At 65.8% G+C, this 12,228-nt stretch carries 12 protein-coding genes; 9 read left to right on the top strand and 3 right to left on the bottom strand.

The features are described from left to right. Positions 1 to 17 precede the first annotated feature (17 nt). A complete protein-coding gene (locus AC5WS7_RS32875; protein ID WP_495958506.1) occupies positions 18 to 1,148 on the bottom strand; it encodes a M20 family metallopeptidase in 1,131 nt (376 codons plus the stop codon). Between the two features lie 580 nt (positions 1,149 to 1,728). On the opposite strand from AC5WS7_RS32875, the gene AC5WS7_RS32870 reads away from it, so the two are divergent. The 3 genes from AC5WS7_RS32870 (at position 1,729) to AC5WS7_RS32860 (ending at position 5,100) form a co-directional block, all read left to right on the top strand. Then, positions 1,729 to 3,312: an FAD-dependent monooxygenase gene (locus tag AC5WS7_RS32870; RefSeq protein WP_495958505.1), complete on the top strand. Its 1,584-nt coding sequence runs from the start codon at positions 1,729 to 1,731 to the stop codon at positions 3,310 to 3,312. Between the two features lie 112 nt (positions 3,313 to 3,424). Beyond that, positions 3,425 to 4,723, top strand: coding sequence for a cytochrome P450 family protein (locus AC5WS7_RS32865; protein WP_495958643.1), 1,299 nt, complete (start codon positions 3,425 to 3,427; stop codon positions 4,721 to 4,723). Between the two features lie 152 nt (positions 4,724 to 4,875). Next, entirely contained in the window at positions 4,876 to 5,100 is a 225-nt protein-coding gene (locus AC5WS7_RS32860; protein ID WP_495958504.1) for a helix-turn-helix domain-containing protein, read from the top strand. A 42-nt stretch (positions 5,101 to 5,142) separates the two neighbouring features. On the opposite strand, the gene AC5WS7_RS32855 is transcribed toward AC5WS7_RS32860, so the two are convergent. After that, a complete protein-coding gene (locus AC5WS7_RS32855; protein ID WP_495958503.1) occupies positions 5,143 to 5,268 on the bottom strand; it encodes a hypothetical protein in 126 nt (41 codons plus the stop codon). 291 nt (positions 5,269 to 5,559) lie between these two features. Between AC5WS7_RS32855 and AC5WS7_RS32850 the strand changes: the two genes are divergently transcribed. The 5 genes from AC5WS7_RS32850 to AC5WS7_RS32830 all read left to right on the top strand — a co-directional run bounded on the left by AC5WS7_RS32850 (position 5,560) and on the right by AC5WS7_RS32830 (position 9,101). After that, a complete protein-coding gene (locus AC5WS7_RS32850) occupies positions 5,560 to 6,252 on the top strand; it encodes an HAD family hydrolase (protein ID WP_495958502.1) in 693 nt (230 codons plus the stop codon). A 104-nt stretch (positions 6,253 to 6,356) separates the two neighbouring features. Then, positions 6,357 to 7,325: a nucleoside hydrolase gene (locus AC5WS7_RS32845; protein WP_495958501.1), complete on the top strand. Its 969-nt coding sequence runs from the start codon at positions 6,357 to 6,359 to the stop codon at positions 7,323 to 7,325. Beyond that, a complete protein-coding gene (locus AC5WS7_RS32840; protein WP_495958500.1) occupies positions 7,322 to 8,083 on the top strand; it encodes a hypothetical protein in 762 nt (253 codons plus the stop codon). Before AC5WS7_RS32845 ends, AC5WS7_RS32840 begins: the two co-directional genes overlap by 4 nt. Beyond that, the gene (locus tag AC5WS7_RS32835; protein ID WP_495958499.1) at positions 8,080 to 8,298 is read left to right on the top strand and encodes a hypothetical protein; all 219 of its coding nucleotides are present in this window, start codon (positions 8,080 to 8,082) and stop codon (positions 8,296 to 8,298) included. The genes AC5WS7_RS32840 and AC5WS7_RS32835 overlap by 4 nt, the downstream gene beginning before the upstream one ends. Next, positions 8,295 to 9,101 (top strand): SAM-dependent methyltransferase, encoded by an 807-nt coding sequence (locus AC5WS7_RS32830; protein WP_495958498.1) that lies wholly within the window; start codon positions 8,295 to 8,297, stop codon positions 9,099 to 9,101. Before AC5WS7_RS32835 ends, AC5WS7_RS32830 begins: the two co-directional genes overlap by 4 nt. Before the next feature lie 540 nt (positions 9,102 to 9,641). On the opposite strand, the gene AC5WS7_RS32825 is transcribed toward AC5WS7_RS32830, so the two are convergent. Then, positions 9,642 to 9,815, bottom strand: a complete 174-nt coding sequence (locus tag AC5WS7_RS32825; protein ID WP_495958497.1) for a hypothetical protein — start codon at positions 9,813 to 9,815, stop codon at positions 9,642 to 9,644. Positions 9,816 to 10,686: 871 nt separating this feature from the next. On the opposite strand from AC5WS7_RS32825, the gene AC5WS7_RS32820 reads away from it, so the two are divergent. Next, positions 10,687 to 12,189: an LCP family protein gene (locus AC5WS7_RS32820; RefSeq protein WP_495958496.1), complete on the top strand. Its 1,503-nt coding sequence runs from the start codon at positions 10,687 to 10,689 to the stop codon at positions 12,187 to 12,189. Positions 12,190 to 12,228: the final 39 nt, after the last annotated feature.

The raw sequence follows: 12,228 nt of genomic DNA, 5'->3' as shown, positions 1-12,228 counted from the left end.
CCATTGTGGGGCACGGATTACCGGACCGCAGGAACCGCTGCCAGCCGGGTAATCAGCGCAGCAAGCAACGCCGTCCGTTCCGGAATGGCAGCGATCTGAACATGCTCCTCTCGCCCGTGCGGATGCGCGCCCACAGCTCCGAGCCCGTCGAGGGTCTCGATCCCCAGGGCTGCTGTGATATTGCCGTCGGAACCGCCCGCGGACCGCACTCCGGCTGGCCTGGCTATTCCCAAACTGTCTGCGGCCCCGATGGTTTCGAGGTACAGCCTCTCTGCGGCCTCGGGTTCGAACGGCGGGCGGTCGATCCCGCCAGACACGACAACATCGGCACCGACCAGACGCGAAGCCAGTGCCGACATTGTCGTGTGAATGCGCTCAAGTTCGACCCGCGTCCATGCGCGAACGTCGACCATACATTGCGCACGCTCGGGTACGGTGTTTGCTGTTGTGCCTGCGGACAGCACCGTAGGGGTGACAGTCGTCTCGCTGGTGCCGAGTTCCGAGATCGCCAGGATCTGGTGCGCCAATTCGACACCGGCATTGATGCCCAAGAAGGGCTCGAGTCCCGAATGCGCGGCCTTGCCACGGACGTCGATGCGATAGTTCGCAATGCCCTTGCGGCCGATCTTGACCGCGCCGCCATCGGCGCTGGGCTCGCATACCAGGACTGCCCCGGCGGCCTGGGCGTGCTGCTCGATCAAGGCCCGTGATGTCCGTGATCCGACTTCCTCGTCGCTGGTGAGGAGGATACTTACCCCGCTGGCGTCGTCGAGCAGGCGCAGCGCGCCGAGCATCTGAACGATTCCGGCCTTCATGTCGAATATGCCAGGGCCCGAGGCGATTCCGTCGACCACCGAACACGGCCACTGCTCGGTCGTGCCCAGCGGCCATACCGTGTCGAAGTGCCCAAGGAGCAATACGCGAGGTGCTGGAGCTTGCACTAGCAGATGGACGTTGTCCCCGACCCGAGGCGCTTCAACTGGTCGTCCCGTTGCCTCTTCGAGCCAGGGTGCCAGCAAACGTGCACATTCTGCGAGCGCGGCTGGCGAATCCGAGGGGGACTCGCACTCCACGAGTTCCACGATGCGGGCCGTCATCGCTGGAAGCATGTCGGCGGCTTGTTGGAGCATGCCCAGATCTGTAGCCATGGCAACGATTCTCGCCGCGCGAGCAGATTCGTGCACACCGACCAAGTCATCCCGCACGGGATCGCAGTAGCTTCGGTCGATACACAGCTGTATCGACCGGTGCCACTGGTAGTTCCACGGCGGCGCAGCAGTGTCATTTTGTTTCATTTGAGGCTCATATGCTGACCGGTACACAACCCTCGGTCATCATTGATCACATGGACCGGACGAGCAGGTTTTCGTTCGATTCATAGCTTTCTTTCGTCCATTCACAGGTCCGGGGAGCTTTTACACGCCACAGAGAAGAAGGGGGCGGACCCTCGATATTGAATGATGCGGCTCGGGGCGGACAAACGGCCCAACCGCGCCTGGGCGGCAACCGGCAGTTGCGCTCTTGGAACGCTTCACTACCCATTCGCGATTCGGGCAACTTTGCTTAACGAAAGGTCAGTTAAGAGCCGTACGCCGACCGACAAACTAGGCAGGAACTGCCGTCTCTGCCCGATTGGCTGATCGTTGTCGTTAGCGAGCTGGGGCCTCGATTGCATCGTCTGGTTTGGTCAGCCTTTCAGGCTGAAGCGTTTGATCAGGAAGGTTTTTCATGTCTGATATTCCTATTCTCATTGCGGGTGCAGGACCTGCTGGATTGACACTGTCTATCGAATTGGCGCGACGGAACGTGCCGTGCCGAGTGATCGACCGGGCAGGTGGTCCGACGGTCACATCCAGGGCATTTACCGTGCACGCGCGCAGTCTCGAGCAACTGGAAGCGGCTGGGCTGGTCGAGAGCTTCCTCGGTCAGGGTTTGGTCAGCAAATCAATGGATTACCGATTTCCGGACATGGATAAAGTCGCTCGACTCGATTTCACTCAGTTGCGGGACACCCGCTATCCATTCATTCTCATCAGTAACCAGAACACCACCGAGGCACTGCTGCGAGCGCATCTGTCATCGATGAACGTCATGGTGGAATGGGGCACCGCATTGGGAGAATTCACGGTTGAGCCGGAGGGTGGGGTGACCGCGTCGTTGGTGCGGTCCGACGGCACCTCTGAAGTTGTGCACGCTCACTGGCTGGTCGGCTGTGATGGGTTGCGTTCCACCGTGCGCGAGCAACTCCGGCTGGGTTTCCATGGCGACGAATATGCGGGTCACATGCGGATGATGGATGTGCCGCTGCATGGATTTCTGCTCGGGGACGACCGGATCCACTATCTTCACAGCCACGATCGCATGCTGCTGGTTACCAAACTTCCAGGAGCGAACTATCGAGTCTTGATCAGCGAACTGGGCGGCTCGGCTGCCACCGACAAAGAAGTCGCGCAAGCCGAATTCCAGCAGGCCCTCGACGAGCATTTCGGCGGCGCGGTGAGTGTCGGCGTGCCGGAGTGGACGACACGGTTCGTGTTGTGGAAGCGGTTGAGCGCGGCGTTTCGCCGGGGCCGGGTGTTGCTGTGCGGGGACGCCGGTCATATCCACTCGCCAGCAGGCGGGATGGGGTTGAACGCGGGCATGGGCGATGCGTTCAACTTGGGCTGGAAACTCGCGTCAGTGGTCCACGGCGACGCGCACCCTGGCCTTTTGGATAGTTACGAGGCTGAGCGGTTGCCGATCGCGGCGCAGGTGATCGAGGCGACCGACATGCTGCACCAAGTGATCATGGCGCACGACCGCCCCCTCGCCGAACGCATCGCGATCGCCGAGTCACCGGGCTTCAATGACCGTGCCGTGACCCGGATTTCCGGTCTCGCCTACACCTACCGCGACACCATGTCCTCTACATCCGCCCCGGCCCCCAGCCTCGGTGGGCTCGCCGCCGGGGACCGCGCTCCCAATGTGGGCCTCTATGGCCGCACCAGTGTGCACGATTTGCTGCATCACACGGATTACACGCTGCTGGCTATCCACCACAGCCCTCGCTCGGCGTGGGAACACGCGGGACTGGCGGCCCGCGTGGCGCAGCGGTTCGGCGATCGGATCAAGGTGAAGGCGATCAGCTCACCTGGGCGCGAGGGTGCCCCGAGCAACACGCTGATCACCGACACCGACCGCATTCACGACATCTACGGCGCACCCGGGTCGGCGGCGGCCTGCCTCATTCGGCCCGACGGTCATGTCGCCGCGCGAGTCCCGCTCGCCGAGTGCGGCCAGGCGCTCGCGGACCTCGAGACGGTCCTGACCTGACCTCTCCGACGGCCCCGGCCCGGTGCCTTCCTCTTCAAAGAACGCCGGCCGCGCTGCCTTTGCCCACGTAATTCATTCTTCTGCCCTGATTTCCGGAGTCGAACCAGTGACCATGCCCTCCCCGCTCGGATATACCGAGTCTGGCTCGTGCCCTGTCGGGCACGGGTCGCCCGATGCGATCGACCAGGATCGTGTCTCGTTGGACAGCGCGCGGTTCGCTGCGGACCCGCACGCTGCCTACCGACAGATGCGGGAACGGTATGGGTCGCTGGTGCCGGTCGAGCTGGCACCGGGTGTTCCCGCGACGCTGGTGATCGGATACCGCACGGCGGTGCGGATTTTGAACGATCCCGAGCATTTCCCCGCCGATCCGCGTGCGTGGCAGCGGTCGGTGCGACCCGATTCGCCGGTGCTGGCGATGATGGCGTGGTTTCCCGCCGCCCGCTACAACACCGGGGCTGTGCATGCACGGTATCGGCAGGCGTCGATTGCCAGTATCGATGGCATCGATCAGCATGCCCTCGACCAGATGGTGGAGCACGCCGCAGTCCCCTTGATCAACCTGTTCTGCGAGCACGGCACCGCAGACGTGCTGAGCCAGTATGCCTTCCCTGTCGTGTTCGAGGTCCTCAACCGGCTCATCGGATGCTCACCCGATATCGGGGCGCGCGTGGCGCAAGGAATGGCCGCGCGGTTCGACAGTGGCGCTGATGCCGGGGCGGGCACCGAGTATCTGCGGGCCGCGTTGCTGGAGCTGATCGCTCTCAAACGCCGCACCCCCGGCCACGACATGACCTCCTATCTGGTGCAGCACGAATTCGAGCTCGAACCACCGCTCGATGACACCGAAGTGTTCGCCCAGCTGATGAGTTTCTACGGCGCCGGACTCGAAGCCCTGCGCAACCTGATCGGCAACACCGCGCTGCTTATGTTGACCGACGACCGATTCGGCGGCGGTCTGATCGGCGGGAGCCTGTCGACCCGCGACGCGCTCGATGAAGTGCTGTTCCGGGACCCGCCGATGGCGAACTTCTGCACCACCTACCCCCGGCAACCCATCCTGGTCGAGGACACCTGGCTGCCCGCGGACCAGCCGGTCCTGATCAGCATGGCCGCCTGCAACAACGACGCGGTCGCCCAGGGCGGGGACCTTACCGGCAACCGGTCCCATCTGGCCTGGTCCGCAGGCCCACACCAGTGCCCAGCCAAGGGCATGGCCTACCAGATCGCGCAAGCCGCGACCGACCAGCTCCTGGACGCGCTGCCCGAACTTCAACTGGCCGTGGCCCCGGAAGAACTGCACTGGCGACCGGGCCCGTTCCACCGGGCCCTCACCGCGCTTCCGGTGACCTTCACCCCCACACCACCGCTGGCCACCGGCCTGTATATGCACCCGAGCAGCCACAGATGACCGGCAGCAGCCCGCCGCCGGGCACGACACCCAGGACTGCGCGATCGCCGCGCCAGCGGCCACACCGATTGGTGGCGTCCGAGGAATTACCCCACCCGGCCGATGTGCGCGCCCGGCTGCACATCGCCCGCTGACATTTGACAGGAGGTTAGTTGAAAGACAACGCAGGCCAGAGTGTTCCGCAGCCGATCACGGGTGAAGCGTTGGCGCGGTTGGCGCATTACGTGATCATTCGCCGCCGCCTCTTGGGGATGTACACGCGTGGCGCGTTCGCTCGGGCGGCGGGTGTGAGTGTCCGGACGTTGGGGAATGTGGAACGCGGGGAGCGCCCGGTCACCGCGCCCGTCTTGGCCAGGATCGAATACGCCCTCGGGTGAGCACCCGGCAGCGCGGACACCGTCCTGGCGGGCGGGAAGCCACTAGTGACCCTCGACCGGCCGATGCCAGCCGATGTCTTGGATGCTGTCAGCGAGATGTACCGCATCGCCGGGCAGGTAGCCCGGCTCGCGATGCGGTTTTCCGACGACCAGGACCCGACCGGCCACGACGACTCCGGGTGCGACGGTGCCGGGCGAGCGGCTGCGCCCCGGCGATGCCCGGCATGTCGTGGTAGTGCGCGACATGCGCGCCGTGCAGGGCATTGCGATCGAGCCACTGGTCCCGCGCCGGTCGATGCTGAGCACGCGACGGTGCCACGCCCCTGCTGCCCGGCAGTCACCAGCCGACAGAGGTGACTGACACCCCTCTGTGAATCACCACGACCCGAACAGCCCGAGGCTCGGCGTCGGCGGCAGCAAACAAGAAACAGCGGTGAAAATTATTGGAAGGCACAGGATTTGACGTCACACATTTGCGCGGTCGTGTTCGATTTTCGTGGCACGCTCACCACGGAGTACGTCAGCGAAGGATGGGCGCGCGAAGCACTGCGGCGGGTCGGACGCGACTGCGGTGACCAAGCGTCCGCAGCGTTGTGGCAGCGTATTCACGCCGCAGCCGGGGAGCCGAACCGTTTGCAGGACCCCACGGGCAACACGAGCCCGGTCCGGCATCGGGACACGCTGTACGCGGTGTTCGCTGATGCTGGGCTGGACGATGCGCTGGCCGATGCTCTGTTCGCGGTGGATTCGGACCTCAGCTGCAACCTCTTCGCCGCCGACGTTCCCGACACGTTCGCCGCGTTGGCTGGAAATGGTTGCGCGATAGGGGTTCTGAGCAACATTCACGTCGACATCCGGCCTACCTTTACCCGAGCGGGTTTGGGCGAGTTCGTCGATGCGTTCGTGCTGTCGGGTGAGCACGGTGTCCAGAAGCCACATCCGCGCATCTTCGAGGTGATGCTCGAGATGCTCGGCACCTCGCCTGAGCAGACTCTGATGGTCGGGGACCGTGCTTCCCGGGACGGGGCAGCGGTGCAGGTCGGTATGCCGACCCTGCTCGTTCCGCCGCTGACCGACCCCAGCGAGCGCAGGCTCCACCTCGTCACCCACACTGCCGCAATACCCGCAACCCCGAGTCTGGCGCGTCGATGACGCACGCGCCGAACCGATCCCCTCATCCCGACCAGCTGGCGGCACCCGCCCGAAGCCCGGTGGTCCTGCCCGTTGCCCACGGCTTCCGACGCTCTGAAAACCCCATGACCACAACGCATTCCACCCGGGCTCCGGCGGGTCCGGGAAACCCCGGAGCATCGGTGCACTCACTGGTGCCGCCGCCGATGGTGATCGACAGCGACAATGGTGGTGACCCGGACGACGCGGTCACGGTGACGTGCGCGGCGTGGCTACCCGAACTCGCCGCGGTGATCACCGCTGATGAACTCCGCGGGCAGCGAGCACAATTCACGAGGCATCAGCTGAACTTGCTGGGACGGCCCGAGGTGCCCGTCACCGCCGGGGCGGACCTGGGCAACACGCGGTACTGGGTCATGCAAGGTTTCACCCCCACCAGCATCGCCGCGCAGCCCGGGGATGTGGTGGACACGGTTCGGCGGGTGTGCGCGAGTACCAGTGGCCCGGTGCGGTGGGTCGGGTGCGGGCCCCTGACCAACCTCGCCCACGTTTTGCGTGCGGCTCCGGACTTGGCCGATCGGCTGGTCATCACCCAGATGGGCGGGGCCATCCACTACCGCGACCCGGCCAAGGCGGAACACAACTTCCGGCTCGATCCCGACGCGGCCCGCTACGTGCTGGCCCGCGCCCGGCACCTGACCCTCGTGCTCTCGGATGTCACCTTCACCCCCGAGATCGCCCTGTACCCCGGGCACCCGCTCGTGCAGCGACTCGCCACACCCGAGGCCCCGCCGTGGGCGCGGTTGCTGGCCGAGCACATCGACCGCTGGGCGACAGGTTTCGGTTACACGAGCAAGATGCATGACCCCCTGACGTTGAGCGTGGCCCTCGGACTCGGATTCGTGCACCTCGAGGACCGCCCGGTCGTGGTGGCCGAGGACGGCCGGATGAGCCTGGACCCCACCGCAGGCCGGGTCGTCCGAGTCAGCAGCCGAGCGGACTATCCCGCCTTCATGGGCTGGCTGACCACGCAACTCACCGCGACCGAACCCGACCCGATATCGCCTTGTGCCTCGTCGGAGGGGGTGACATGACCGGTGGCGGGTGGGCGCAAGCCGCCGCCGACTACTACACGCTCCTGGAGTTCTACGAGCGGTATCCCGGCTTCGAGCTCCTCGCGCAGAAACTGCGCGCGGGCGGCCCGCCCCTGCGCAGCCTGTACCGGACCCCGCTGATCCTGGACATCGGCCCCAGCCCCGACGACACCCTCGCCCTGGCCTGCGCGGCACACCTCGCACCGGAGCTGGCGTTGGTGATCACCGCGGACCACGACACCGCCCGGCTCGCCCGGCATCTGCTGGATGTGTGGGGCCGCAGCGACGTGCCGGTCACCACCGCCAGCCCCCAACGCGCACCCGGCTACCGCATCCCGGCTGGGTTGATTCCCGGCCACATACCCGCGCAACCCTTCGACGCGGTGGACGCGGCAGCGAAGGTGTGTGCGAGCACCAGGGGCCCGGTCCGGTGGGTCAGCACCTATTCCCCGGCCACCCTCGCGCACGCGCTGGCCCGGGATCCGCGGATCGCGGAACGGCTGGTGATTACCCACACCGGCGGAACCCCCGCAGATGACCGGCGCGATCCGCTGCAACGCGACCCCGACGCCGCCCACGCTGTCCTCGCCGCAGCGACCCGGTTGTATCTGGTCACCACAGCGGTCACCGAGACCGACACCATCGCCCTGCACCACCGGAGCGACCTGCACATCGACCTGGCCGCCGCATGCACCGCCACCGGAACCACGCTGGTGGCCGAGCACCTCGCTCTTGGTTCGACTCCGCCGCGCCGGTGATCCATCTGCGGGCCGTGGCGACCCTGTGCCTCGGCATGCGCAAACCGCTCATCTCCTGCACCCGCCGCCAGCCCTTCCGGCTGGACCAGCACGCCCGCATGATCCCCACCCCACCGGTGAACCCCGCTCCCGGCGCGGACAGCCGCCGTATCTGGACCACCAGACGCGTGGATCCCGCATTCCCTCGGTGGGTACGCACTCAGGCGCTCGGATGAGCGCCGCGAGCACCCGGACCGCTCGGCCGGCGCCCGAGGGCATCGACCCCACCACACCCAACGCCGCCCGCATCCACGACTACCTGCTGGGCGGCAAAGACAACTACACCGCGGACCGCGCCGTCGCCAAACGCATGCTCGCCCTCGCCCCGGAAAGCCGCACCGTCGCCTGGTTCACCCGCAAATTCCTCACCCACGCCACCGCACTCGCCGCCGAAGCCGGAGTGCGGCAGTTCATCGACATCGGCGCGGGCATGCCCACCACACCGAGCGTCCACGACACGGTGACCGCGATCACCCCCGACGTGCGGGTGGCCCACCTCGACTACGACCCGCTCGTCTACGTCCACGCCAACGCGCTCTACGCGAGCGTGCCCGGCGTGACACCGATGCTGGCGGACTTCCGCGACCCCGACCACACACTCCCGGCCCGGCTCCACGCCGAGGCGGGCATCGACTTCGACCAGCCCGTCCTGCTGCTGCTCGTCGGTGTTCTGGACTACATCCTGGATTCCGAGGACCCTGCCGAGTGCGTCGCCCGTTTCGCACAGGTGATGGCACCGGGCAGCTACATCGCCTTCACCCACGCAGCCGCCCACAGCGACGACGCCTTCGTCCAGCAGCTGCGCTGCGACACCGACGGCAGCACAGCACAATGCGTCTTCCGCACCGAGGACGAGATCAACGCACTGGTCGACGGGTTCGAACTCCTGGAACCGGGGATCGTGCCGGTGCAGGACTGGCTCGCAGATGACCTACCCACCTCACGATGGGTCATCCTGGGCGGAATCGGCCGCACGTGAACCCGTCGATCACCGAGCTTGCTCGGCCCCCGAACAGACAGACCCTGTGGCGAGAACTCCACAACCGCATAGGGATTCGGCACCCCCACGATCGACTGCCTGTATCCGCCGCTCTGTGATCGCCGTGCACCGCGATCACGAGTCCGCTGGCCGCGATCTCCGGGCAGCGATGCGCATCGCTGCGAACAGCGAGGGTCCCGCCCATCCCCGAGCCTCGAGGAGCATCACCGATGGCCACCAGCGTCCCTGCCCCCGGCCCACCCACTGCACCGCCGGATCGGTACCTGCTTCGCGCACAGGAAGGTTCGGCCAGCACGGCTCGATCTCACAGACTCCTTACGCTCGCTGCACGCAACACCGCGATGATCGAACCCGTCCGGCGAGTTGCCGCCAGCGGTGGTCAGTGACCTCTTCGGCGTCTGACTGACCACCGCGCACACATGGGAACGGCTGGCCCAAAGGGACTGGGACTGGGCCGCATATCTTGCCGCCCGGCATGACACCAAGCGGCACCTCAGCGAAACAGCCAGCCGGTGGTGATCACCAGTAGTCCTGGCGACGTCGCCACGGCGGTTCGGGTATCTTCCTGCTCCCGGACTTGTTCTTCGCCTGTTCGCGCCGCAGTTCGTCGCGTTCGCGGCGTACCTGCTCGGCGAGGTCGTAGATCACATCGAGATCGGCGGTCGTGCCGCCCATCACCTCGACAGCGACCATGCCGTCCTCGACGTCGTAGTCGCAGTTGACTTCCCTGTCAAGTTAGCGTGTTTGACTGTTTGGGATCCGCAGTGTGTATTGCTGACGGCGCTCACTGAACTTGGTGAGCGCAGTCATTTCTGGCGCGCAGAACGTCAGCGCTGTCGCGTCCCGGTCTCGCAAGCCCCTGGCCCTTACAGCCGGACGTCCGGGTCCTGACCATTAGTGCGACGCTGGGTGGCAATACCGAATAGTCCGGTGCCCGCATGTTCGGCCCGGGAAGGGGCATCGCGGCCGAACTCGTCGGCGGGAGCAGCGATCACAGCGGGCAGGTGGGTGCCCCCTGGGTGACGCGGTGGCTATTTTGGCGAGGCTGCCCGGCGATGGAAACTCGAGAGCGGGTGGGGTGTGTCGCTGACATGGGATTGCAGTTGGCCCGTGCAGGATTCGATACGACCTGGCTGAGGGTTGTTCTCAGCGCTTCCTGAAGCACCGTCATGTGAGGGCTGCCGGGATGGAAGACGAAGCCGCACCGCCCCTGGTTGTCGTGGATTCCGGACCGGAAGTTCACCGCACCCGCGCCGAGCTATGGAATGTCGCAGATCGCTCCACGTCGGCACCGACTCCGGCCGAACGTGCCGCGCGCATGGCGCATGCCTCCGTTACCGCTTTATGTGCCGTCGGGTCCCGGCCCGTGACCGGACACAGGGCGCAGGCCCCACGGCCGGAGTCTGATCCCGAGACTGGTGTCGAACCGGGCGACCTCGGTGGGCCCGTGGTTCAGGTCGAGCCCAGCGCACCGAGCACTACGGTGGCGGCGCAGCCGACTGACCTGCCCGCCCACTGCTACGAGCCCGCCCCGCCCCGCTGGTGTGCTTGGCACCGTTCCAGCGTGTCGTATAGGGCGGCGGCCCGTGTCGTTGTCCGGCTGGCCGTCGCAGCTGCGGCTGTGGTCGTCGTGTCCGGCACCGGATTCGCTTACTACACCGAGAAAACCTTGGATCAGGGTTTTGCGCATTCCAACGTGATCGGTCCCGAGGACGCCGCAGCGCTCGATGGCGATGTGAACATCCTGCTCATCGGACTGGACACCCGCAAAGACCGCAACGGCAACGACCTACCCGAAGCTGTCCTGGACCGATTGCACGCCGGTGATGGCAGCGAGGGCGGCTACAACGCCAATTCGCTGATCCTGGTACACATTCCGAAGGATCTGAGGAAAATCACCGCTTTTTCCATCCCCCGCGACGACTACGTCGCGGTCACCGGGATCCCCGGCTACGACCACGCCAAGATCAAGGAAGCTTACGGGCTCGAGAAAGCCGCAGTCGAGCAGAAGCTCGCCGACCAGGGCATCGTGGACAAGGGTGAACTGGAACGCCGGGGCCGGGAGGCCGGCCGGGAATCGATCGTGCGAACGGTGAAGGCATTGACCGGCGTACCGATCAACCGGTTCGCGGAGATCTCCCTGGTCGGTTTCTACGATCTGGCCACCATTCTCGGTGGTGTGGACGTGTGTCTGGACCATGCGGTCGACGACGAGTACTACTCCGGGGCGGTGTTCCCGGCCGGGCCGCAGCACCTCGATGCCGCCCACGCGTTGTCGTTCGTGCGGCAACGCCACGGACTCGACAACGGCGACCTGGACCGCACCCACCGCCAGCAAGCATTCCTGACCGCCGCGGCCACGCAACTCAAGAAGGCCGGCACACTCACCGACATAGGGAAACTACGGCAACTGATCAACGCCGCGCAGAACGATGTGGTGCTGTCCCAGGGCTGGAACATTCTCGACTTCGCCCAGACCATGGGAAAGGCCGGATCGATTCCGATCGAATTCCGGACCCTGCCGATTAGGGGATACCAGAGCATCGACGGCCAAGATGTCAACCTCATCGACCCCGCCGCCATCGAAAAGACGGTCCGCAGCGCGTTCGGCGTGCACGCGTCGCAACCCACCACACCCAGGACCACACCCACCAGCACCGTCGACGTCGTCAACGCCGGCCACGTCACCGGCATGGCCGCCACAGTGTCCAATGCCTTGGCCGGCAAGGGATTCGGCCGGGGCGCTATCGGCAACGCCAGCTACGACGACGGCCCCGGCTCGGTCGTCTACTACGGTTCCGGTGCCGACACCGACGCCACCCAGATCGCCGAGGTCCTCGGCAGCCTGCCCACAGCGGCATCGACGAGCGTTGCCCCCGGCCACGTGAAGGTCGTCATCGGCAACGATTTCATTCTCCCGCAGGAATCGACCACCGGCACCATGTCCTCGAGCAGTAACAGCACCGATTCCCCAACCAGCACAACGACATCCGCCGCGGACAGCGGCCTCGAAACCGGCAAGCCGATCACGACCACCATAGGGTCGAAAAGCCCCTGCGTGAACTGATCAGGCCTCCAACCCGTTCGACCATAACCTCGATCGCGC

The sequence above is a fragment of the Nocardia sp. PLKS1-43 genome (genome assembly GCF_059510335.1).
The sequence above is the reverse complement of the archived record's forward strand: the minus strand, read 5'-3'. Positions and strand labels throughout refer to the sequence as shown.